The sequence below is a fragment of the Vibrio nigripulchritudo genome (genome assembly GCF_027924785.1).
GTDB classification, from domain to species: domain Bacteria; phylum Pseudomonadota; class Gammaproteobacteria; order Enterobacterales; family Vibrionaceae; genus Vibrio; species Vibrio nigripulchritudo.
The window spans coordinates 450,386-474,593 of record NZ_AP027049.1 but is presented as its reverse complement, the minus strand read 5'-3'; the positions used below and the strand labels follow the sequence as shown (position 1 = coordinate 474,593).

General features: G+C 46.6%; 13 protein-coding genes, 3 tRNA genes, 3 rRNA genes and 1 riboswitch. Of the genes, 3 read left to right on the top strand and 16 right to left on the bottom strand.

What is annotated here, in order from left to right; genetic code table 11:
* The first annotated feature begins 42 nt into the window (after nt 1–42).
* The gene (locus QMG91_RS02395; RefSeq protein WP_281828649.1) at nt 43–1,818 is read left to right on the top strand and encodes a PglL family O-oligosaccharyltransferase; all 1,776 of its coding nucleotides are present in this window, start codon (nt 43–45) and stop codon (nt 1,816–1,818) included.
* A 16-nt stretch (nt 1,819–1,834) separates the two neighbouring features.
* Here the strand turns inward: QMG91_RS02395 and QMG91_RS02390 are convergent, their stop codons facing one another.
* On the bottom strand, nt 1,835–2,950 hold the full coding sequence (locus QMG91_RS02390) for a pyridoxal-phosphate-dependent aminotransferase family protein (RefSeq protein ID WP_281828648.1): 1,116 nt from the start codon (nt 2,948–2,950) through the stop codon (nt 1,835–1,837).
* A 176-nt stretch (nt 2,951–3,126) separates the two neighbouring features.
* Nucleotides 3,127–3,298: riboswitch (Lysine riboswitch) on the top strand.
* 56 nt (nt 3,299–3,354) lie between these two features.
* Here QMG91_RS02390 and lysC point away from each other — a divergent pair.
* Complete coding sequence (gene lysC / locus QMG91_RS02385) at nt 3,355–4,788, top strand: lysine-sensitive aspartokinase 3 (protein WP_409351249.1); 1,434 nt, start codon at nt 3,355–3,357, stop codon at nt 4,786–4,788.
* 74 nt (nt 4,789–4,862) lie between these two features.
* Here lysC and metH read toward each other — a convergent pair whose 3' ends face one another.
* Entirely contained in the window at nt 4,863–8,543 is a 3,681-nt protein-coding gene (gene metH / locus QMG91_RS02380; RefSeq protein ID WP_281828647.1) for a methionine synthase, read from the bottom strand.
* Between the two features lie 200 nt (nt 8,544–8,743).
* Between metH and QMG91_RS02375 the strand changes: the two genes are divergently transcribed.
* Nucleotides 8,744–10,015, top strand: coding sequence for a cation:proton antiporter (locus QMG91_RS02375; RefSeq protein WP_281828646.1), 1,272 nt, complete (start codon nt 8,744–8,746; stop codon nt 10,013–10,015).
* Between the two features lie 46 nt (nt 10,016–10,061).
* Here the strand turns inward: QMG91_RS02375 and metA are convergent, their stop codons facing one another.
* The 14 genes from metA to QMG91_RS02305 all read right to left on the bottom strand — a co-directional run bounded on the left by metA (nt 10,062) and on the right by QMG91_RS02305 (nt 24,197).
* Nucleotides 10,062–11,006: a homoserine O-acetyltransferase MetA gene (gene metA, locus QMG91_RS02370; protein ID WP_004399902.1), complete on the bottom strand. Its 945-nt coding sequence runs from the start codon at nt 11,004–11,006 to the stop codon at nt 10,062–10,064.
* Between the two features lie 378 nt (nt 11,007–11,384).
* Nucleotides 11,385–11,461, bottom strand: a tRNA-Asp gene (locus tag QMG91_RS02365).
* A 44-nt stretch (nt 11,462–11,505) separates the two neighbouring features.
* A 5S ribosomal RNA gene (rrf, locus tag QMG91_RS02360) occupies nt 11,506–11,621 on the bottom strand.
* Between the two features lie 107 nt (nt 11,622–11,728).
* Nucleotides 11,729–14,616, bottom strand: a 23S ribosomal RNA gene (locus tag QMG91_RS02355).
* Nucleotides 14,617–14,917: 301 nt separating this feature from the next.
* Nucleotides 14,918–14,993 (bottom strand) — tRNA-Ala (locus tag QMG91_RS02350).
* A gap of 41 nt (nt 14,994–15,034) precedes the next feature.
* Nucleotides 15,035–15,111, bottom strand: a tRNA-Ile gene (locus QMG91_RS02345).
* A 65-nt stretch (nt 15,112–15,176) separates the two neighbouring features.
* Nucleotides 15,177–16,719: ribosomal RNA gene (locus QMG91_RS02340) — 16S ribosomal RNA — on the bottom strand.
* Together the 16S, 23S and 5S rRNA genes with 3 tRNA genes alongside form the textbook arrangement of a ribosomal RNA operon.
* Nucleotides 16,720–17,229: 510 nt before the next feature.
* On the bottom strand, nt 17,230–18,030 hold the full coding sequence (locus QMG91_RS02335) for a helix-turn-helix domain-containing protein (protein ID WP_200766613.1): 801 nt from the start codon (nt 18,028–18,030) through the stop codon (nt 17,230–17,232).
* Nucleotides 18,031–18,221: 191 nt separating this feature from the next.
* A complete protein-coding gene (locus QMG91_RS02330) occupies nt 18,222–19,472 on the bottom strand; it encodes an HD-GYP domain-containing protein (RefSeq protein ID WP_022596906.1) in 1,251 nt (416 codons plus the stop codon).
* A gap of 266 nt (nt 19,473–19,738) precedes the next feature.
* Nucleotides 19,739–20,563, bottom strand: coding sequence for an HDOD domain-containing protein (locus QMG91_RS02325; RefSeq protein WP_281828645.1), 825 nt, complete (start codon nt 20,561–20,563; stop codon nt 19,739–19,741).
* Between the two features lie 119 nt (nt 20,564–20,682).
* On the bottom strand, nt 20,683–21,681 hold the full coding sequence (locus QMG91_RS02320; RefSeq protein ID WP_022610312.1) for a LacI family DNA-binding transcriptional regulator: 999 nt from the start codon (nt 21,679–21,681) through the stop codon (nt 20,683–20,685).
* A 126-nt stretch (nt 21,682–21,807) separates the two neighbouring features.
* A complete protein-coding gene (gene chbG / locus QMG91_RS02315) occupies nt 21,808–22,527 on the bottom strand; it encodes a chitin disaccharide deacetylase (protein ID WP_281828644.1) in 720 nt (239 codons plus the stop codon).
* A 37-nt stretch (nt 22,528–22,564) separates the two neighbouring features.
* On the bottom strand, nt 22,565–23,875 hold the full coding sequence (locus tag QMG91_RS02310) for a 6-phospho-beta-glucosidase (RefSeq protein WP_281828643.1): 1,311 nt from the start codon (nt 23,873–23,875) through the stop codon (nt 22,565–22,567).
* Nucleotides 23,876–23,885: 10 nt separating this feature from the next.
* Nucleotides 23,886–24,197, bottom strand: coding sequence for a PTS lactose/cellobiose transporter subunit IIA (locus QMG91_RS02305; protein ID WP_022602771.1), 312 nt, complete (start codon nt 24,195–24,197; stop codon nt 23,886–23,888).
* Nucleotides 24,198–24,208: the final 11 nt, after the last annotated feature.

The window sequence follows — 24,208 nt, the reverse complement described above, 5'->3', positions numbered from 1 at the left end:
CTGGGGGCAGACCGTTGAATTTTATAGAGGAAGCATTCAGATATGGCAACTTTGCTTGTTAAAGGTACTCAGCTCGAAGCCGACAAAATTCGTACCCCATTAAATCGAAAATTCCTTCTTGCCCTCGCAGTCACCTTCATCATCGCAATGAACTTTTTTATGCCTAACCCTGGCGGCTCTGGTTTAGCGCTATCATACAATCCTGCAACCTGGATTACCCTCTCTATCGCTTTGGCAATGGGGCTTTATCAAACGTCAAACCGATTTCAAATCCGATACTCAAAAATGGGGGTAGTACTGCTGCTGTGCAGTCTTGTTTTGTCGGTACCGCTCTTTTTCCCAAACGCCGTATTGGAAGAATCAACGGGGCGAATTTTAGGTCTATGGGCCGGGATTATCCTTTTCTTCAGCCTTCAGCAATTTCAGTTCAGTAACAAACAAAAACAGCGGTTGCTCTGGTTTGTGCTCTTTGCCGCCGTTTTGCAGGTAGCCATTGGGTACATACAGTTTCTGGTATTAGAGCCGGGTAACATGTTTGGTTATCCTACTGAAGCCAACCGCCCCTATGGCATATTTCAGCAGCCCAATGTATTCGCGAGCTTCATCGCAACCGGGCTAGTATTGTCGGGGTATCTTCTCGCCAGACAGCCTCAGAAATATCGTAGAAAATTCTGGCAACTTATCTTTCTGGCAACAGTACCTATGTTGTGTGTCTCTATGCTGGTTATTGTTGCCTCCCGTACTGCATGGCTTGGCGCGTCACTGGCTGTCCTGATGGTTTTGCCCTACCTGATTCGATTTTCTACACCAAAGCGCGTTATCGCTTGGGTTGCGTCTATTGCAGTAGGCATTACGTTAGGGCTAACGGTACCTAAATTTGCCAGCTCCAATTTCGATAGCCTGTTGCAAGATAAGAAAGATCTCCAAAGTTTAAGAGACACCCACTTCCCACAGGCCATTGATATGATTATTGAAAAGCCATTTACTGGTTATGGATATGGTCAATTTGAGTCGTCTTATCTCCTATACACTGCAAGACAACATCAACTGAATTCACAATACCCCCCAGCAGTTCCAGCATTAGACCATCCACATAACGAGCTTATGCTTTGGGGAGTAGAAGGTGGCATAGTCGCGATCATCGCTATCTTATTGGCGGGGTTTTACGTCATTTACAAAGCCTCATCAGCTCGAAAAGGGACGAAATTGGCAATGTTGGCTTTGTTTGTTCCGATTGCAGTGCATACCCAGCTTGAATACCCGTTTTACCATTCTGCAATTCACTGGGTCACATTTGTCATATTGCTCTTTTGGTTAGACCAACGCACTGCACGTTATAAAACCGTAAAATTCAGCGTAATCAGCAAAGTTACGTTGAGGGTGGCAAGTTTAGTCCTGCCGCTCCTCACGCTTTTTTACATGGGGAGCACTTTGCATACCAACTATGTGCTAACAGAATTTGAAAAATCTCAGCCAAGAAATCCTGAGATATTAGACAGAGTAACTAATCCTGTTGCCTGGAAAGACAGATACGATTGGGACATATACAGCACTTATTTAACCATAGGGTTATACACTGGAGATAAGTCTCTGATAGAGCCTTACATTGAATGGTCGCAGGACATCATTAAACGTAAACCAAGACCTGCTTTTTACAACAACCTTATTGTTGCCTATCGTGGAATGGGTAATGAAAGTAAAGCAACGCAGATTCAACAAGAAGCGCAATACCTGTTCCCTAAGCACGACTTCTCAAACGTCAGGTATTCCAAAGAATCCCAAGCAATTATAACCAATGAAAAGAAAGCCGCTGAATAAGCGGCTTTCTATCTAATCAAAGGGACTCTTCAAGGGCTTTTAAGCACAGAGCGACGTTTTCTTCTCTCGCGCCGTAACCCATCAGACCTATTCGCCAGGCTTTTCCAGCAAGAGCTCCGAGCCCAGCCCCAATCTCGAGATTGTAGTTTTCCAAAAGTTCAGCTCTGACCTTAACTTCATCAATTCCATCAGGAACGTACACAGCATTCAATTGAGGTAGACGATAAGGTTCGTCCACCACAAACTGAATTCCCAGTTTTTCCAGACCTTTCTTCAGCTTATCGTGCATGTCTTTATGTCGCTTCCAAGTATTCTCGAGCCCTTCATTCTTCAGCTTCAACAGGGATTCATGAAGCGCATACAAGCTGTTTACAGGCGCGGTGTGATGATAACTTCGCTTACCTTCTCCACTCCAGTACCCTAGTACCAGGCTTTGATCTAAGAACCAGCTTTGAACCGGAGCACTGCGCTCTGTAATTTTACTGATTGCCGCTGCGGAAAGGGTCAAAGGTGACAAACCGGGAATACAGGACAGACACTTCTGGCTCCCTGAATAAACGGCATCCAGCCCCCATTTATCGACATAAAGGGGAACGCCACCTAAAGAAGTGACCGTATCTACAATAGTAAGCGCACCATGTTGTTTAGCAATTTTTGCCAAAGCTTCCGCATCGGAGCAAGCCCCGGTCGACGTTTCAGCGTGTACAAAGGCAAGAATCTTGGCATCGGGGTGTTGGTCGAACGCTGCCTGTACTTTCTGAACGCTGACTGGTGCCCCCCATTCATCATCCACGACAACCGCATCACCACCACATCGGATAACGTTTTCTCTCATACGTTCTCCGAACACGCCATTGCGGCATACGATCACTTTATCACCTGGCTCAACCAAATTAACAAAGCAGGCTTCCATTCCGGCACTCCCCGGAGCAGAAATCGCAATGGTAAATTCATTCTCTGTCTGGAAGGCGTATTTGAGCAATTGTTTAAGCTCATCCATCATCTTGATGAATAAAGGGTCCAAATGCCCAACAGTAGGTCGGCTGATGGCTTGCAAGACTTCAGGGTAAACATCCGAAGGACCGGGACCCATTAAGATACGCCGTGGAGGATTAAAGCTTGTTATTGTCATAGTGCTCTCATTTTATCGTTATTGGATTTTCTACTGTTTAATTTTTACTCTAATGCATTCACTTTGTTAAGGTCGAGCGCCAAAAAGACGCTTTTTACAATGCTGATATCACAAAATAACAAATTCTCGGTTAAACATTGACATTTTCACCATAAAACCGTTCAATAAACGGGCTTTCTAGCAGAAGAGGAGCATTGCCCAGGCAGGTTTGGTGTGGAACCCCAATTCCAAGACACCTAACTCAGGGGGAGCAATGCCGAGATGACAATTCATTGCGGGTGAATTGAGCATCGGGCGAGCAGGTTGAATCCTGCCGACTGTCACCCTAGGTGAAGAGCTTCTGAGGTACGCATTCCTTTCTTTATGCTTTCCCTCTGCTCTACGAAATCTCTCTTCAACATCGGATGTTAGGCAGTCGTTTTGATTGCCATGTCGTTATCTTTGGACGTTTTTTGGGAGACAGTGCTTTGAACGAGAACAAAGCCGCGAGCGCATTTAATGTAGCGAAATTTGGTGGAACCAGTGTGGCGAATTTTGAAGCCATGAGCCGCTGCAGTGCCATTATTGAAAATAACCCTGATACCCGTTTGGTGGTGAGTAGTGCCTGTTCAGGTGTTACCAATCTGCTTGTCGAACTGGCGAATGGTGTGGCAGATGCTGAGCATCGTCAAACCTTAGTTAAGCAGCTCGCTGATATTCATCATCAGATTTTAGATCAGCTAGCCGACCCGGCGGGAGCTGAGAAACAAGTACACGCCATTTTAGAAACCGTTGCCAGTGCCGCAGAAGCCGCATCATTTCAATCTAGCGACAAGCTGACCGATCACCTTGTTTCTTGTGGCGAGCTGATGTCGACTCACATTTTGACGCAGCTGATGCGCGAGCGTGGTGTTAATGCGGTTCGATTTGATATTCGCGATGTCATGCGTACCGATTCCGTGCATGGTAAGGCGCAGCCAGAGCTGGAAGAAATATCTAGACTGGCAAAAGAAAAACTAGTACCTCTTTGCCAGCAACAAGTTGTTGTCACTCAGGGCTTTATTGGTTCTGACGAAGAAGGCAACACCACTACACTTGGTCGTGGTGGCAGTGACTACAGTGCCGCACTGATTGCTGAAGCGGTTGAAGCAGCAGGGTTAGAAATCTGGACTGACGTTCCCGGTATATACACTACCGATCCTCGCATTGCACCTAAAGCCAGCCCGATTCCGGAAATTAGCTTTAGCGAAGCATCTGAGATGGCCAATTTTGGTGCAAAGATCCTTCATCCATCAACACTACTTCCTGCACTTCGTCATCAAATTCCAGTGTTTGTCGGTTCATCGAAAGCGCCCGAAAAAGGTGGCACATGGATTCGTCAACAGGTAGAAAGCGCACCTTTATTCCGTGCTCTGGCACTTCGCTGTAATCAGACGATGGTAACACTGCGCAGCCCGAACATGTTCCAGGCCTATGGCTTCTTAGCCGAAGTATTCCAAATCTTGGCGAAGCACAAAATCTCCGTCGATTTGATCACAACGTCAGAAGTCAGTGTGTCTCTGACACTGGATCAAACCAATACGGGAGGCGGCGCTCCTGAACTGCCACCAGAAGCAAAGAAAGAACTGGAAGAGCTGTGTACGGTAGAAGTAGAACACAACCTCTGCCTGGTCGCCCTGATTGGTAATAACATGAAAGAGAGCAAAGGCTACGCGAAACAAGTATTCAGTACGCTTGAAGACTTTAACCTTCGCATGATTTGTTACGGAGCCAGTGCCCATAACCTCTGCTTCTTATTACACGAATCTGTATCGAAAAAAGCGGTCCAGGCGCTTCACGAAGAACTTTTCGAAAGATAACTCTTCAAAAAATAGCGATCAAACACCAAAAAGGGTTGGCAGATGCCAACCCTTTTTATTTCCCCCGAATAAAATCAATTAAGATTTGGACCCAACCATTTCTCAGCTTCTTCCCACTCCCAGCCTTTTCTCTCGGCGTAGTCTTTCGCCTGATCTTCTTGAATCTGTGCAATAGCAAAGTAACGTGAATCAGGGTGAGAGAAGTACCAGCCAGACACAGAAGCACCCGGCCACATGGCGTAGCTGGTTGTCAGCGACATATCAATGGTTTCTTCGACTTTGAGCATCTCCCACAAAGTGCCTTTCTCAGTGTGTTCCGGGCAGGCAGGGTAGCCCGGCGCTGGTCGAATACCCTGATATTTTTCGCGAATCAGATCTTCGTTATCCAGATTTTCGTCTGTCGCATAGCCCCAAATGTCTTTACGAACCTGCTCGTGCAAGTATTCTGCAAAAGCTTCCGCTAAACGGTCTGCCACCGCTTGAATCATGATGGCATTGTAGTCATCACCCTGCGCTTTATAGGCATCAGCAAGTTCACGCTCACCAATACCACCAGTAACTGCAAAGGCACCAATCCAGTCTTTTTTGCCTGACGATTTCGGCGCAATATAGTCTGAAAGGCAGTAGTTAAAACCTTTAGGCTTTTCAGTTTGCTGGCGCAAGTTATGTAAAACATGTGCTACTTCAGTACGGCTCTCATCACTGTACACTTCGATGTCGTCGCCGACACTCGCTGCCGGGAATAGCGCACACATACCACGTGCTTTCAGTAAGCCTTCTTTTTCCACACGATCAAGCAAATCGTTCGCGTCTTTGAACAGGCGTTTTGCTTCTTCACCGACTTCTTCATGTTCGAGGATTTTTGGGTATTTACCCACAAGTGACCAAGTCATAAAGAATGGAGTCCAGTCGATGTATTTGCGCAGTGTTGCCACATCGAAATCGTCGTACACATGCACACCAGGTTTGACGGGGACGGGAGGCGTATAGTTTTCCCAGTCAATATCAACACAGTTAGAACGTGCCTTTTCAAGATTCACTGGCTTAGTGCGAGGTTTTTTACGGTTATGCTGGTCACGAACACGAACGTAGTCGGCATCCACCTTTTCAACAAAGGCTGGTCTCAACTCATCGGACAGCAAAGATGTACACACACCTACCGCTCGTGAAGCATTGTTCACATAGACCACTGGTTGGTGGTAGTTCTGCTCTATCTTCACCGCAGTATGAGCTTTTGAGGTTGTAGCACCGCCAATAAGGAGTGGAAGATCAAACCCTTGGCGCTCCATCTCTTTCGCTACATGAACCATTTCATCCAAAGAAGGGGTGATGAGGCCAGAAAGACCAATGATGTCGACATTCTCTTCTTTAGCGACTTTCAGGATCTGCTCACAAGGAACCATCACGCCTAGGTCGACAATTTCATAGTTGTTACACTGCAAAACTACGCCCACGATGTTTTTACCGATATCGTGAACATCTCCTTTTACGGTTGCCAGCAGGATCTTGCCGTTGGACGAACCCGCTTGCTTTTCTGCGTTGATGTACGGTTCTAAATGGGCAACTGCCTGTTTCATTACACGAGCTGATTTAACTACCTGAGGAAGGAACATCTTGCCCTCACCAAACAGGTCGCCAACCACGTTCATACCATCCATCAAAGGACCTTCAATCACTTCCAGTGGTTTGGAGGCTTTCTGACGCGCTTCTTCCGTATCATCAACAATAAACTCAGTGATGCCTTTAACCAGTGCATGCTCAAGGCGTTTTTCTACTGGGTAAGTGCGCCATTCCAACGCAGAAGCATCGTCTTCTTTTCCGACGCCTTTTCCTGCGTATTCCGCGGCAATATCCAGTAAACGTTCTGTGCCATCATCACGGCGGTTTAGTACAACATCTTCCACTGCCTCACGAAGTTTGTCAGGTACGTTGTCGTAAATTTCTAGCTGACCAGCATTTACGATCCCCATGTCCATGCCGTTCTTGAAGCAGTGGTACAGGAATACCGCGTGAATCGCCTCACGTACGTAGTTATTACCTCGGAAGGAGAAAGAAACGTTAGATACACCACCAGAAATCATGGCGTGTGGCAGGTCTCGTTTGATGTCGCCAACCGCTTCGATAAAGTCGACGGCGTAGTTGTTGTGCTCTTCAATACCCGTAGCTACAGCGAAGATATTCGGGTCAAAAATGATGTCTTCTGGCGGGAAGCCAACTTCATCGACCAGAATCTTATAAGCATTGGTACAAATCTCGAGTTTACGTTCGCGAGTCTCAGCCTGTCCGACTTCGTCAAACGCCATCACAACAACGGCAGCGCCGTATCGACGGATCAACTTTGCTTGCTCAACAAACTTTTCTTTCCCTTCTTTCAAAGAGATAGAGTTAACAATGCCTTTACCCTGAATGCATTTAAGACCGGCTTCGATGACCTCCCACTTAGAGGAATCAACCATGATTGGTACTTTGGAAATCTCAGGTTCAGACGCACACAAATTAAGGAAACGGATCATACAGGCTTCCGCATCCAGCATCCCTTCATCCATATTGATGTCGATGATCTGCGCGCCGTTTTCTACCTGTTGGCGTGCAACGTCGAGAGCTTCGTCGTACAACTCTTCTTTAATCAGACGCTTAAAGCGAGCCGAACCCGTAACGTTAGTACGCTCACCAACGTTAACGAACAATGTCTCTTTTTCGATGGTTAAAGGTTCAAGACCTGAAAGGCGACATGCCACTGGAATGTCAGGCAATGTACGGGGTTTTACACCTTTACAGACTAACGTCATCTGACGAATGTGTTCGGGAGTGGTACCACAACAACCACCAACCAGGTTTAGAAAACCAGAACGTGCCCATTCGCCAATGTGCTCCGCCATATCTTCTGGTGAAAGATCGTATTCACCAAAAGCATTGGGAAGCCCGGCATTCGGGTGCGCAGACACACTGCATTCAGAAATACGGGACAGCTCTTCCACGTATTGACGAAGCTCATCAGGACCCAGTGCACAGTTCAGACCGAAAGAAATCGGTTTTACGTGTCTTAAAGCATTATAAAAAGCTTCGGTAGTTTGACCGGAGAGCGTACGCCCGGAAGCATCGGTGATGGTACCTGAAATCATTACCGGTAGCTCAAAGCCTAGCTCCTCAAATACAGATTCAACCGCGAAGGCACACGCTTTTGCGTTCAATGTATCGAATATGGTTTCGATAAGGATAAGATCAGAGCCGCCTCTGATAAGGGCACGTGTGGACTCGGAATAAGCAACCACCAATTCATCGAAACTCACGTTTCGATAACCCGGGTCGTTCACATCTGGGGAAATAGAACAAGTACGGTTTGTTGGTCCCAGTACACCTGCAACATATCGAGGCTGGTCCGGTGTTTTTGCCGTCCACTCATCTGCCGCTGCTTTGGCTAAGCGAGCCGCTTCAAAATTGATCTCTTCGCTAAGGCTTTCCATATCATAGTCAGCCATTGCAATGGTCGTAGCGTTAAAGGTGTTGGTTTCAAGAATGTCCGCACCGGCTTCAAGGTACTGGCTGTGAATGTTCTTGATAAGCTCAGGTTGCGTTAAGACCAACAGGTCGTTGTTTCCTTTTAGGTCACAATGCCAATCAGAGAAACGTTTACCACGGTAGTCCTCTTCTTCCAATTTGAGATCCTGAATCATGGTACCCATACCACCATCAATAAACAGGATTCTCTCGGATAATTGTTGTTCTATTTGTTGTCTTATATTGCTTCCAGCCACACTACAGCCTCATTCCTTATCTTTGCTCTCATCCTACCATACATCCAATAGAATTCTAGACGTCCAAACTGCTTAATTAGCCTTATGTCATTTGTATTTTTAGACCGATTAATTAGGTTAAAAAAGTATTTGATATTAGGAACAAGTCGGAGGAAAATTCGCCAACTACACACTTTGTTACATTTGGAACAAGCAAGCTCATGTCCGTCTATTACACCCTGTGTTTTCTTTCTGCAGCGGCGATGCTAATCGCCTTTGTAAACAGCAAGATAGGAAAAATGCAAACCACCATCGCCATTACTGCTGGCGCCTTGATTCTTTCTCTCTTTATCATCATAGCAGGTCAAAATGATTGGTTTCATTTGACCAAAGTTGCCGCAGTCACCATGACAACCATTAACTTTGAAGCTTTCCTGCTCAAAGGCGTTTTAGGTTTTCTGCTCTTTGCCGGTGGCTTGGGTATCAAACTCCCAAATATGAAAGATCAGAAATGGGAAATCACCGTTTTAGCGCTTGGTGCGACCTTGTTCTCAACGTTTTTCATTGGTGGTGTGCTTTACGGTTTTTGTCAAATTATCGGGATTCAGTTTGAGCTTGTTTACTGCCTGTTATTCGGTGCCCTCATCTCGCCGACTGACCCCATAGCCGTGCTTGCCATTGTAAAAAAACTAGACGCTCCGAAACGTATATCCACTCAAATTGAGGGAGAATCTCTGTTTAATGACGGCTTTGGTTTGGTCATCTTTGTCACTCTATATACCATGGCATTTGGCACAGAAACACCAACCTTTACCAGTGTGTCGCTTCTGTTTATTCAAGAAGCAATTGGCGGCATTGTTTATGGGTTTGCTCTGGGTCTGCTCTTTCATTACTTGATTAGCTCGACCAACGACCACTCCATGGAACTGCTTCTGACGATTGGCATCCCTACTGCTGGATATGCTTTCGCTGACGTCATTCATGTTTCCGGACCTTTGGCAATGGTGGTATCTGGGATCATGATTGGTAACTGGACCCGCTTTATTGGTTTTTCAAAAGAAAGCGAAGAACACCTCGATCATTTTTGGGAACTCGTCGATGAATTCTTAAATGGCGTACTTTTCCTGTTAATCGGTATGTCGATGCTACTGTTTGAATTCCACCACGAGGACTGGATCTTGATGGCATTTGCGGTTCCACTTGTCCTGACTAGCCGATACCTGAGTGTTTGGTTGTCTTATCTGGGATTCAGACGCTATCGGAGCTATAACTCGTGGTCAGTGAAGATTCTCACATGGGGAGGATTACGTGGAGGCTTAGCTTTGGCAATGGCGCTGTCTATCCCTCCGGGAATACTTGTTATCCCAGATAAGCTCATTGATGTGAAAGAGATTATCCTGGTAATGACCTATTCTGTTGTGGTGTTTTCTATTTTGGTACAAGGCTCGACGATTACCCCGATGATTGAGAAAGCCAAAAAAGAAGAGACTTAGAATGAACAAGGGCAGCTTATGCTGCCCTTGTAAATATTCAAATTTCTCAATCCTCGTCTTTGGTAAAGTTCGCTTCGGAGAAATGAGAAAGGTCGTATGGCGTCTGCTGGTAAACACAGTAGTTTAGCCAGTTTGAAAACAACAAATGACCATGGCTACGCCAGCTAGCGTTTGGCTTATTATCTGGGTTGTTATTTGGGTAATAGTTCACTGGTATAGCGGGCTCCATTCCCTCACCAAGATCTCGAACGTATTCATTGTGAAGTGTGTGCGAGTCATATTCTGGATGACCCGTAACAAACACGTTTCGTTTGTCTTTTGTAGAAGCCAGATACACACCTGCTACATCCGACGTAGCAAGAATATCCAAATCCGTGTGCTCAGAGAGGTACTCAGGTGAAAAGTCTGCATAACGAGAATGAGGCGCAAGAAAAGTATCATCAAAGCCTCGAAGCACTGGATGATAAGGCTGAAGAATGTGGTGGTTATAAACCCCCGATAACTTCTCTTTTCTGGTGCGTTTAGGAAGATTATAAAGTAACTTCAGTCCTGCCTGAGCAGCCCAGCATACATAAAGCGTCGAAGTCACATGCTCCTTTGCCCAATTCATAATGGCTTGTAGGTGCTCCCAGTAAATTACATCTTCAAACTGCACTAAGCCAAGCGGTGCTCCCGTAATAATCAAGCCATCAAAGTTTCTTTTCTTCACCATTTCAAACTGACGGTAAAAGGTATCCAGATGTTCAGTCGGCGTATTTTTACTTGGACGGTTATCGATACGAAGTAGCTCAACATCAATCTGAAGCGGACTGTTTGAAAGTAAACGAAGAAACTGAGTCTCCGTCTCAATCTTTTTTGGCATTAAGTTAAGGATCAGTACCTTAAGAGGACGGATTTCCTGAGTCGTTGCTCGTGATTCTGGCATCACGAAAATATTCTCTTCCCTTAATGTATCCAATGCGGGCAATTGATCAGGAATCTTAATGGGCATCTTACTTTCTCCCTAAAGCGGCTAGACGTCTATATGTCCAGACTATAACAGACGATACCGCATGTCGAGCAGAAACTCATCGCTGAAATAAAAGGTAAGATGACTCTCTTTATCAAGCCGAATACCTAGCACAAACCTACGGTAAGACTGGCTTAGAAAGCGAAAAGTACGTCTTAGGAAAAAGATGCCAACCTCTATTCGTACATCCATTAGCTGATAAACACTAATTTCTACCGAGGCTTTGTAAAATAAGGGACAGGGAATCTAAGGACGTATGGCTTGATGAGGGTTCAAGTGGGATTCATTCGTCTATTGAGGGAATTAAATGGCAAATACGAAAAAGCCCTAGCATTACTGCTAGGGCTTCATCTGAATAAATGGCGGAGTGGACGGGACTCGAACCCGCGACCCCCGGCGTGACAGGCCGGTATTCTAACCAACTGAACTACCACTCCGCAGTGGAATACCTGCTTATCAGAAGCAGATGTTCAAATGTAAAGCCTGGCGATGTCCTACTCTCACATGGGGAAACCCCACACTACCATCGGCGCTATTGCGTTTCACTTCTGAGTTCGGCATGGAATCAGGTGGGTCCACAACGCTATGGTCGCCAAGCAAATTCTTTAATTCGGAAAGCTGCTATCTCTTAAATAAAGAGCAAGTTCTGGTTCTACACATTCAATGTTCTTATCTGAGTCCACTCAAAACCCCTTGGGTGTTGTATGGTTAAGCCTCACGGGCAATTAGTACAGGTTAGCTCAACGCCTCACAACGCTTACACACCCTGCCTATCAACGTTCTGGTCTCGAACAACCCTTTAGGATACTTAAAGTATCAGGGAAGACTCATCTCAGGGCTCGCTTCCCGCTTAGATGCTTTCAGCGGTTATCGATTCCGAACTTAGCTCCGGGCAATGCCATTGGCATGACAACCCGAACACCAGAGGTTCGTCCACTCCGGTCCTCTCGTACTAGGAGCAGCCCCCTTCAATCTTCCAACGCCCACGGCAGATAGGGACCGAACTGTCTCACGACGTTCTAAACCCAGCTCGCGTACCACTTTAAATGGCGAACAGCCATACCCTTGGGACCGACTTCAGCCCCAGGATGTGATGAGCCGACATCGAGGTGCCAAACACCGCCGTCGATATGAACTCTTGGGCGGTATCAGCCTGTTATCCCCGGAGTACCTTTTATCCGTTGAGCGATGGTACCTTCCATTCAGAACCACCGGATCACTATGACCTGCTTTCGCACCTGCTCGAATTGTCATTCTCGCAGTCAAGCGGGCTTATGCCATTGCACTAACCACACGATGTCCAACCGTGTTTAGCCCACCTTCGTGCTCCTCCGTTACGCTTTGGGAGGAGACCGCCCCAGTCAAACTACCCACCAGGCACTGTCCTCACTCCCGATAAGGGAGCCAAGTTAGAACATCAAAGCTACAAGGGTGGTATTTCAAGGACGGCTCCACGCAATCTGGCGACTGCGTTTCAAAGCCTCCCACCTATCCTACACATGTAGGTTCAATGTTCAGTGCCAAGCTGTAGTAAAGGTTCACGGGGTCTTTCCGTCTAGCCGCGGGTACACTGCATCTTCACAGCGATTTCAATTTCACTGAGTCTCGGGTGGAGACAGCGTGGTACATCATTACGCCATTCGTGCAGGTCGGAACTTACCCGACAAGGAATTTCGCTACCTTAGGACCGTTATAGTTACGGCCGCCGTTTACCGGGGCTTCGATCAAGAGCTTCGTCCGAGGACTAACCCCATCAATTAACCTTCCGGCACCGGGCAGGCGTCACACCGTATACGTCATCTTACGATTTTGCACAGTGCTGTGTTTTTAATAAACAGTTGCAGCCACCTGGTATCTGCGACTCTCGTCAGCTCCATCCGCGAGGGACTTCACCGATAAGAGCGTACCTTCTCCCGAAGTTACGGTACCATTTTGCCTAGTTCCTTCACCCGAGTTCTCTCAAGCGCCTTGGTATTCTCTACCCGACCACCTGTGTCGGTTTGGGGTACGATTCCTTACAATCTGAAGCTTAGAGGCTTTTCCTGGAAGCATGGCATCAATGACTTCACTACCGTAGTAGCTCGACATCGTGTCTCAGCCTTAAAGAGAGCCGGATTTACCTAACTCTCAAGCCTACGCACTTGAACCTGGACAACCGTCGCCAGTACCACCTAGCCTTCTCCGTCCCCCCATCGCAATTGTAAGAAGTACGGGAATATTAACCCGTTTCCCATCGACTACGCTTTTCAGCCTCGCCTTAGGGGTCGACTTACCCTGCCCCGATTAACGTTGGACAGGAACCCTTGGTCTTCCGGCGAGGGAGTTTTTCACTCCCTTTATCGTTACTCATGTCAGCATTCGCACTTCTGATACCTCCAGCAGCCCTTACGAACCACCTTCAACGGCTTACAGAACGCTCCCCTACCCCGCATACAAAGTATGCAGCCGCAGCTTCGGTGTATTGCTTAGCCCCGTTACATCTTCCGCGCAGGCCGACTCGACCAGTGAGCTATTACGCTTTCTTTAAATGATGGCTGCTTCTAAGCCAACATCCTGGCTGTCTGAGCCTTCCCACATCGTTTCCCACTTAGCAATACTTTGGGACCTTAGCTGGCGGTCTGGGTTGTTTCCCTCTCCACGACGGACGTTAGCACCCGCCGTGTGTCTCCCGGATAGTACTTACTGGTATTCGGAGTTTGCAAAGGGTTGGTAAGTCGGGATGACCCCCTAGCCTTAACAGTGCTCTACCCCCAGTAGTATTCGTCCGAGGCGCTACCTAAATAGCTTTCGGGGAGAACCAGCTATCTCCAGGTTTGATTGGTACTTTCACCCCTAGCCACAAGTCATCCGCTAATTTTTCAACATTAGTCGGTTCGGTCCTCCAGTTGATGTTACTCAACCTTCAACCTGCCCATGGCTAGATCACCTGGTTTCGGGTCTATATCCAGAGACTGAACGCCCAGTTAAGACTCGGTTTCCCTACGGCTCCCCTAGATGGTTAACCTTGCCACTGAATATAAGTCGCTGACCCATTATACAAAAGGTACGCAGTCACCCCGAAGGGCTCCTACTGCTTGTACGTACACGGTTTCAGGTTCTATTTCACTCCCCTCACAGGGGTTCTTTTCGCCTTTCCCTCACGGTACTGGTTCACTATCGGTCAGTCAGTAGTATTTAGCCTTGGAGGATGGTCCCCCCATATTCAGACAGGATATCACGTGTCCCGCCTTACTCGATTTCACTTTAAATCCGCTGTCGGTTACGGGGCTATCACCCTGTATCGCGCTCCTTTCCAGAAGCTTCACCTGACGCATAAAAAGCTTAAGGGCTAATCCAATTTCGCTCGCCGCTACTTTCGGAATCTCGGTTGATTTCTCTTCCTTCGGGTACTTAGATGTTTCAGTTCCCCGAGTTCGCTTCACTGAGCTATGTATTCACTCAGCAATACTTACTTATGTAAGTGGGTTTCCCCATTCGGAAATCCCAGACTCAAATGACTCTTACTGTCTTATCTGGGCTTATCGCAAGTTAGTACGTCCTTCATCGCCTCTGACTGCCAAGGCATCCACCGTGTACGCTTAGTCACTTAACCATACAACCCCAAGAGGTCTTGTATGTTCAAACAACCAAGGTTTGTGTCTCTCATTATTGAATGAGCGAGAGACATTCGATTTTGCCGGACTCAAATATAAACATCGCAAGGATGTTTCCAAGAACACTTGAATGTGTGTTGGTACCTAAAACACAGTTTTAGGATTTGAGAACTTTTAATTGAATAACAACGCTTATCCGTAGATAAGGGGATTGTTGTTATTCGTCAGCTTTCCAAATTGTTAAAGAGCATGATTCGTTAAGAACCATTTTTAAACATTCTCAGCGAAAACGCTTAAAGATGGTGGAGCTAAGCAGGATCGAACTGCTGACCTCCTGCGTGCAAGGCAGGCGCTCTCCCAGCTGAGCTATAGCCCCATAAAGATTCAATGTCTGACCCGCTATCTTTGGGAAGATAGTGGTGGGTCTGAGTGGACTTGAACCACCGACCTCCCGCTTATCAGGCGAGCGCTCTAACCAGCTGAGCTACAGACCCAACATTGCTCTTAACGTTATAAACCGTATCAATCTGTGTGAACACTCATCGCAATAATCATCGTATAAGGAGGTGATCCAGCCCCAGGTTCCCCTAGGGCTACCTTGTTACGACTTCACCCCAGTCATGAACCACAAAGTGGCAAGCGTCCTCCCGAAGGTTAAACTACCTGCTTCTTTTGCAGCCCACTCCCATGGTGTGACGGGCGGTGTGTACAAGGCCGGGAACGTATTCACCGTGGCATTCTGATCCACGATTACTAGCGATTCCGACTTCATGGAGTCGAGTTGCAGACTCCAATCCGGACTACGACGCACTTTTTGGGATTCGCTCACTCTCGCAAGTTGGCCCCTCTGTATGCGCCATTGTAGCACGTGTGTAGCCCTACTCGTAAGTATATGATGACTTGACGTCGTCCCCACCTTCCTCCGGTTTATCACCGGCAGTCTCCCTGGAGTTCCCACCCGAAGTGCTGGCAAACAAGGATAAGGGTTGCGCTCGTTGCGGGACTTAACCCAACATTTCACAACACGAGCTGACGACAGCCATGCAGCACCTGTCTCATAGTTCCCGAAGGCACCAAAGCATCTCTGCTAAGTTCTATGGATGTCAAGAGTAGGTAAGGTTCTTCGCGTTGCATCGAATTAAACCACATGCTCCACCGCTTGTGCGGCCCGTCAATTCATTTGAGTTTTAATCTTGCGACCGTACTCCCCAGGCGGTCTACTTAACGCGTTAGCTCCGAAAGCCACGGCTCAAGTACACAACCTCCAAGTAGACATCGTTTACGGCGTGGACTACCAGGGTATCTAATCCTGTTTGCTCCCCACGCTTTCGCATCTGAGTGTCAGTATCTGTCCAGGGGTACCGCCTTCGCCACCGGTATTCCTTCAGATCTCTACGCATTTCACCGCTACACCTGAAATTCTACCCCTCTACAGTACTCTAGCCTGCCAGTTTCAAATGCAGTTCCGAGGTTGAGCCCCGGGCTTTCACATCTGACTTAACAAACCACCTGCATGCGCTTTACGCCCAGTAATTCCGATTAACGCTCGCACCCTCCGTATTACCGCGGCTGCTGGCACGGAGTTAGCCGGTGCTTCTTCTGCAGCTAACGTCAAAATGCGCATCTATTAAATGCACACCCTTCCTCACTGCTGAAAGTGCTTTACAACCCGAAGGCCTTCTTCACACACGCGGCATGGCTGCATCAGGCTTGCGCCCATTGTGCAATATTCCCCACTGCTGCCTCCCGTAGGAGTCTGGACCGTGTCTCAGTTCCAGTGTGGCTGATCATCCTCTCAGACCAGCTAGGGATCGTCGCCTTGGTGAGCCTTTACCTCACCAACTAGCTAATCCCACCTGGGCATATCCTGACGCGAGAGGCCGAAGGTCCCCCTCTTTGAGCCGAAGCTATTATGCGGTATTAGCCATCGTTTCCAATGGTTATCCCCCACATCAGGGCAATTTCCCAGGCATTACTCACCCGTCCGCCGCTCGACGCCGTTGTCGTTCCCCGAAGGGTCAGACAACTCGTTTCCGCTCGACTTGCATGTGTTAGGCCTGCCGCCAGCGTTCAATCTGAGCCATGATCAAACTCTTCAATTTAAGATTTTGGTCGGCTCAATGAATACTGATTACATTACATAGTAATGTTGAATTGACTGTGCCGGTATTGCTACCGATTGGTCACTCAGTTCATTGAAACCTAAATTGATACCGAAGTATCTATTTGGATTATCATCAACGAGTGCCCACACAGATTGATAGGTCTATATTGTTAAAGAGCTTTCTTCTTAAGGATTTAAGCTTCCTTGTGAAGAGGCGGTCATTCTAGCGAGATAATTATTAGTGTCAAACACTTTTTCGTTTTTTATTTTTCTTTTTTCAAAGAAGAAACAAATTATCTATTTTTGAGCCAGAAGCCTGACTGACATATTCGCTGAAGCCTTGTGGCGTCTGCCGTGTCAGTGAGGCGGCATTATAGGGAGTAATTCAGAGTTGGCAACACCGAAATGGCATTTTTATTAAAAAGAAAGGCTAAGCGAGCAAATTTTATTCTAAATAAAATTTACCCCCTTAAATCACACATATTATTCACATTTTACTGTGGATAAGTTAGACATTTCCGTCTTCGCTTATCATGTTCTTCACTCTATTAAGGACATCATTAGGTAGTGGGCTTATACCAGCAGAGAACAGTACCTTCTTATACTTGGTTTCGAAGAACATCAAATTGCGTAGATGATCAGGTTCGGTTCGACCCTGTTCCATATTCTCATTATGCGTTCTTAGTATCTCTTCGTTGAGCTTGGTTTCGATGGCTTCCAATTGCTCTTCGGAAAGATACATTCGCCCACAGATGACTTTGGCTGAGTCTTTCGCTTTCAATAGCTGTTCGGTTAAGCTTTTTAAATACTGCTGTCCGAGTTTGGATGAGCTCGACATTTGGTAGTGATAAGGACCAATAAAAGAGAAGCGGTTGCTTTCACCCAACTGAATAAGCCCTAAGATTTCCAGCGCACGTAAATAGAGATAAGTAGCCGCATCGTCGAGCCCGTATTCCTCCTGCATTAAATGAAGGTCGTTTTCACGATGACGCAATTCGCGATAGAAATCGTAGAGCTGAGGAAACTCGAAGAACACGTCGTCTTGAATTTCATTAAAGAAGTTTTCGTTTTTGAACTGTAGCTTCAGAGCAACCTGATGTAACTCTGACAAATTGATACCAGCCCCTACACAATAGGTAAGAAGCTTTTCCAATGGAATAGAGGTGTTGTGAAGGTGTCTTTTTAATGATGATAACGGCACACCTAATTGCTGCGCCAGAGTATTATAGGTAATGCCTTCGTCTTTTATTGTTTGCCGTAATGCCATCAGCAGGTATTCCGGCTTTGCTGTTTGTGTAGTTGACTGCATAGTAACACTCCAATGTACATAGAATCCCACAACGACTCGTTGCTATGAATCCAAGCATCTATCTAAGAAAGATATAAAATCAGAGCATCTAGGGTTTGCCAAGTGCTTGAGATGAAACCTAAGCGTCAAATCAAACACATGGCAAAACAGCGACGAAATTCTCTCCATAAATCGTCACTTTTGAGAATGCGTTAGGCGTCGTTCTCAAAGTAGTAAGATATCCGAGTCCTTGGATTTAAGTATTCCCTCACTTTTTCCGGTAGCTTGTTCGGCAAAATGGCCGACACGATTTTGAGTTCACTATCCGCAAGATCAAGAATGGGTGCCTGGTTACGTGGCACATTTGAATCGTAAAGTAATACGTTCGGGTAAAGGATATTCTGCGCATTGACAGAAATGACCATCCCGACCATTTCATTAGACAACTGGACGACGGTACCTGGTGGGTACACTCCCATAAATTTGATGAGAATGTTCAGGTTTTCATTGTTATATAGATGCTTGCACTTCTTATATAGATGAGAGAGCGCGCTGAATGGGATCTTTTGCTCTGACTCTATCCTTGGGTGGCACAAGTTATCATAGGCATTGGCTAACGCAACGATTTGAGCGTAAGGGTCTATCTGTTCCCCTTTCAGACCGTCTGGGTAACCACTGCCATCAAGGTATTCGTGATGCTGACAAATAATGCGCTTGGCACTGGAAGGGAAATCTTCAATTTTCTCTGTCAGCTCCAAGCCATATTTGGTGTGTAACTTGAGGTAATTCTCTTCCGGTGCCGTCAGCGGTGACTTCTTATTGACGATGGCTGCTGGTACACGAACTTTCCCCATATCGTGAAAAAGTGCACCGAAAGCGATCTCTTTAATCGCTTCCGCCTTCATCCCTTTGCTTTTGGCGATCATCATAGCGATCACCGCTACATTCAGCGAATGGAAGTAAATGTCCTGGAATTTACTTTTTCCATTCATTAGATGAAGTGTCACATTGTTGTCTGCTAAAAGCTTATCGACAACTTCATCCACCATGACCGTTGCCTCTTTTACCGCATCAAGCGGTCGGCTGCGGATCTTGCTCATGACTGAACGCAATTGAGACAAAGAACGCTCAAACTCTTTTTCGCATTTATTCACACGTCGGCGATATGCGTTGAGTTTTTCTATGCGGGTTTGCTTTTCCTGCCACATTTTTTTCTTGGCAAGCTCAAGCGCTGTCTCTTGCTCCACATTTTCCATTGCTTCGTTAGCTGGAAGTGGCTGGGCATCACTTTGAAGTGGATTTATATAGACGTGTTTAATCCCCAAGTGACGAATGATATCAACTTGGTCCTGGGATTTGATCTTAAAGCTATTGAGAAGAAACGGGTGATCTTTCCAGCTGACTGGTAACCGGATATGCAACCCCGGTTGAATGCGATCGACCGTTATTTTAATACTGGTCACACTGAATCGAATATTGTCCTAAGTTACGTTTTTAACGCTTAACTTTGAGCGGGAGTGTCAATCTAACCGCGATTCACCTGCAATCACAAAATGGATTACAAAGCGAATATGCAAAGTTTGACTTAGGTAACAATACGATTGATTTTCAGTATGTTAACAACCACTCAGTGCTCAATAAACCACCTGAAAATGTATAAATTGTGATTTATTGAGCACTGACATTATAAAGAAAAAAAGGAGTAGCCAAACCCCTTTAATACATTTCGTTACACCATTTGAGCTGCGAGGTCTCGACCTTGTCCTCTGACATTTTCCAATGTCGGTAAAAATGCCGTCGACAGACCAAGTACTTTCGCGTCATGGTTTGACTCAATATATTCGAGCCTTTGATCTTCCTCTTCAATATCATCCCAATCGATATTGATCTGCCTTGCCAAGTGTAAAGACCAGGCAATTTTTGGCTCTTCTTCGGCGTTGTTAGGGTCTAGACAATGAGCGATTGAATCGACGAGCTGAGGCGCAAATTTCCAGGCTGTTGCGAGTTTCGCTCCAAGCTCAGAGGCTGTTGTGCCTAGCACTTCGCGCTGAACATCTTCTGCGGCTTCGCCAGCATCGATTCTTTCTTGAATAGACTTAGCTTCTTCTGGAGCCAACGCATGAATCATCAATTCACCGATGTTATGAAGAATACCAGCGGTAAACACTTGGTTTGGTTCCAGCCCCACTTCTTTCGCAATGTTGCTGGCAATAGTGGCCACTTCAAAAGTGTCGTTCCAGTATTCAGTCACATCCATGGTTTCAAATTTAGGGAAGGCACTGGTCAATACTGATACCACCACTAAGGTTCTGATGGGTTCGGTACCTAAGCGGATAACGGCTTCATCAATAGAAGCTACTGTTCGGCTGCGCCCAAAGTGAGCGGAGTTAGCGAGTCGGAGAATACGGGCGGATACCACTTGCTCCATAGCGATTTTTTGCGAAAGCTGCATAAGATCAACCTCATCCCGGTTGACCATTTCAACGAGCTCCTGCAAGACTTTTCGAATTTTAGGTAATTCATTTATTCTTGATAGTAAACTTGCCTGATCCATTGAATTCTCCCCAAATTAATGAACGTGCAGTTTTAACTATAGGCCAAGAATTCAAAGTTACAGGCGAGCTCTGCCTTCCATGGTGTGACTAAACCTTTGCTAGGTAACGTATTCCCTCATTAACAAAGGGCTCGCACGCTTTTTCTGATTTTAACTTCAGGTGCAAACTCGTGGGACACATCACTTTCTTTATTCTCGATTTTAGCCGTTAACACTTCTACAGCGGCTCTCGCCATTTTGCTGATAGGAAACTGGACAGAAGAAACGGCAGGATAAAAGCTTTCACACACTTCTACACTATCAAAGCTGACAACAGAAACATCTTCAGGCACCCTGATATTCTTCTCGTAAAAGTACTGCATGGCACCACTGGTCATTTCTTCACTGGCAGAAAAGATAGCGGTAATCTGAGGGTTGTTTTCCATTAAGGATTTTGCTGCAAAGTAACCACTTTGCCGTCCGTAATCCCCTTCAATAATCTGTTCAGAATTTAGCTCCAGATTATGTTCCTCAACAGCGGCAACAAAACCAGCCAGACGTCGCTGACCACTGAATCGGCTGCTAGGGCCCGAGATGCAACCGAGGTGTTGATGACCCTGCTGGATTAAATATGACGTAGCAACACGCGCAGCTTCAGTGTGATCAAACGTAATGCAGCGATCTTCTAAACCTTCTACAAAACGGTCTAACAACACAAATGGCGTCGGTTGTTCTGCTAACGTGCGTAGTTCTTCATCACTCATATAGCGGCAGTGGAGCACGTACCCTTCGCAGCGAAGATCATGAAATCGCTGGATCGCTTCACGTTCACCTTCAGCACTATGATGACCCTGCGCAGTGATCAGGAACTTCTTGTGTTTATCCAGCTCATTTTGAACCTGATTCATCATTTCACCGAAGAAACCACCAGTATAGAAGGTCACGAGCAACCCCGTCATATTCGATGAGGCGGTTGCTAAAGAGCGCGCAATCGCACTCGGGCGATAGTTTAGCTCTGCCATGGCTTGTTCTACTTTTCTTTTGGTTTCTTCCCGAAACTTCCCTTCTCCATTGATGATACGAGAAACGGTCGAACGGTTGACGCCAGCCAGTTCTGCGACGTCTTTAATTCTTGCCATGCTGCCAGTGTTCCTTATTGTCTGTCTGGGCTCAATGTAACCGAGAAAAAAGCGAGCTGCCAGATTTCACCGCTGGAATTAAGGTTTAGGGGGTTCCAGCGAGGCAGCTGCTTTCTGTTTATGCGATCAGAGTACCGCTGAGTAATCCGAAACCTGAATGCCCATATCTTTGAGTGACGCCTTCAAACGAGAGTCCGTAAGAACACTCAGCTCTTTCTCTCGTTGAAGAGCGTAGCTCGATATTTGTTTCAGGTGTTCGTCGACATGAGCCGGATGACACATCACCTCAAGCACATCACAACGGTCTTGGTAAGAGCTCACCAAAGTCAGTAACGCATCTAACTCAACCGTTTTATCAAAGAACTTTTCGGTAAATTGATAACGGCAGCTTTCAACAGTTTGCGCTCGCAATGGTACGCCTCTTTCCTTCGCAATGTTTTCAACAATCGGCAAAATTTGCGGGTGCCCATGAGCGTGATGGTGGCTATCAATATGGCTCAGATCGAGACCCAATTGGTCAAAATACTCAAGTTGCGCTCTGACCTCTTTTTCAATCGCTTCGGCATCAAAGTCTCGGCGCGGCCAAAAGTCAGGTTGTTTAGGAAACAAACCATCATCGCCCTGAAGATTTGGGGAGCCAGTCAGCGGTTTACCTGCCGTGAAGCGCAGATGAATGCCAACTTTAAGATCTGGCAATTGCTTTGCCATCTCGACGGCTTCTTTGTCTGCGTCCATCCCAACCATGAGCGTGGTGGAATTCACCACACCTTGGGTATGAGCTTCTTTGATACCTTGGTTTACACCGTGCGTCAGACCAAAATCGTCTGCATTAAAAATCACCTTCATAGGACCTCCTTTTTTGCCATCATACCGCCAATGTCTGTTAGCCAAATTGAGGCAGGTAAGGTTTATTGGATTCTAAAATCTCATCCAAGATTGCTTTTGCGACAGCGATATCGGGTACGAGCGGGTTGTTGGCCAGCGCCATCAGGCTTTTCTCATAGCTGCCTGTTACCGCAGCTTCAACCGCCAGTTCTTCATAGGCTTTAACCTGATGAATTAAGCCTCGTATTTCCGCTGGGAATGCCCCGACAGCAAGAGGTTTTGCACCAAAGCTTCCGACAACTGAGCTGCATTCAATAACAGCGTCATCAGGTAAAGTATGAATCGCGCCGTTGTTACGGACGTTCACCACATGGACAGCGTTCAAGTTGTTGTGAATCGCATCAACCAGGTTGAGTGAAGCATCGGAATAGTATGCGCCACCACGTTGCTCAAGCTGCTCTGGCTTATGATCAAGATTGACATCCCGGTACAACTCAAACAGTTCTTTTTCGGTCTGCATCACCTGCTCTGCACGAGTCCCCACTTCTTCTGCAGATTGCTTTTCTTCTGCCAGCATGGCTTCTGTTTGGTAAAAGTAACGGTGATACGGGCACGGAATGACTCCAAGTGCATGGAGGAAATCAGGGTCCCAGGGTTCTTCGAATATATTCTTCATGCTGAAATTCGCACCATCACCTACTTTTTCGAGAACCGTCTCCGTGATGTCTTCACCATGCAGCCATACCTGATGCACCCACACCAGATGATTCAGTCCAGCAAAATCCAGTTGCAGTTCATGAGGTTCGCAATCCATCATTTCCGCCACCATCATGGTCATGGAAACCGGTACATTACACAGCCCCATACTTTTTACTTTGGTGTGGCGATGAACAGCCTCAGTCACAAGCCCAGCCGGGTTGGTGAAATTCAGCATCCATGCGTTAGGGGCAAGCTCTTCAATGTCTTTACAAATGTCTAATATGACGGGGATGGTGCGCAGCGCTTTGGCAAACCCGCCTGGTCCAGTGGTTTCCTGACCAATAACGTTGTATTTAATTGGGATACGCTCATCGTTTGCACGTGCTTTTAATCCTCCCACCCGAAACTGAGTCATGATGAAGTCGGCATCCTTAATGGCGCTTCGGCGATCAAGAGAGGCTTTGATTTCGATATCCGCTCCCACTTTTTCCACCATCCGCTTCGCAAGTGCCGCGATGATTTCCAGTTTTTCTTCCCCTTCCGCTACATCCACAAAATGCATTTCTCGAACGGGCAGTTTGTCGAGCCTTTTCAACACGCCTTCAACCAGCTCGGGGGTGTAACTGCTTCCTCCACCAATGATGGCGAGTTTAAGTGATTTCTTTTGCATCGTTTTTCTCCTACTTCTCTGCCAGTTTCTGGTGCAGTTCCACCATTTCAGTTGCTAACTCGTGAGCAAGAATGGTCGTCATCAAATGGTCCTGTGCGTGAACCATGACTAAGGTCATCGGGACCTTTCCTTCTCCTTGATCAGCTTCGATTAACTGAGTCTGAGTCAGGTGTGCTCGATTCAAACATTCTTTGGCTTGTTTAAGAGATGCCTGAGCGTTATCAAACTCACTCTTTCTGGCTAGCGCTAACGCTTCAAAACACAAACTTCTGGCTTCACCGGCATTGCAGATGATGTCCATCACTACCGTTTCTTGTTCCATGGTTCTCTCCA

Bases quoted from the DNA above. Each gene is read 5' to 3' on its own strand.
- QMG91_RS02395 (WP_281828649.1), top strand. From the start codon at position 43: ATGGCAACTTTGCTTGTTAAAGGTACTCAGCTCGAAGCCGACAAAATT.
- QMG91_RS02390 (WP_281828648.1), bottom strand. From the start codon at position 2,950: ATGACAATAACAAGCTTTAATCCTCCACGGCGTATCTTAATGGGTCCC.
- lysC (WP_409351249.1), top strand. From the start codon at position 3,355: ATGTTAGGCAGTCGTTTTGATTGCCATGTCGTTATCTTTGGACGTTTT.
- QMG91_RS02375 (WP_281828646.1), top strand. From the start codon at position 8,744: ATGTCCGTCTATTACACCCTGTGTTTTCTTTCTGCAGCGGCGATGCTA.
- metA (WP_004399902.1), bottom strand. From the start codon at position 11,006: ATGCCCATTAAGATTCCTGATCAATTGCCCGCATTGGATACATTAAGG.
- QMG91_RS02335 (WP_200766613.1), bottom strand. From the start codon at position 18,030: ATGCAGTCAACTACACAAACAGCAAAGCCGGAATACCTGCTGATGGCA.
- QMG91_RS02325 (WP_281828645.1), bottom strand. From the start codon at position 20,563: ATGGATCAGGCAAGTTTACTATCAAGAATAAATGAATTACCTAAAATT.
- QMG91_RS02320 (WP_022610312.1), bottom strand. From the start codon at position 21,681: ATGGCAAGAATTAAAGACGTCGCAGAACTGGCTGGCGTCAACCGTTCG.
- chbG (WP_281828644.1), bottom strand. From the start codon at position 22,527: ATGAAGGTGATTTTTAATGCAGACGATTTTGGTCTGACGCACGGTGTA.
- QMG91_RS02310 (WP_281828643.1), bottom strand. From the start codon at position 23,875: ATGCAAAAGAAATCACTTAAACTCGCCATCATTGGTGGAGGAAGCAGT.
- QMG91_RS02305 (WP_022602771.1), bottom strand. From the start codon at position 24,197: ATGGAACAAGAAACGGTAGTGATGGACATCATCTGCAATGCCGGTGAA.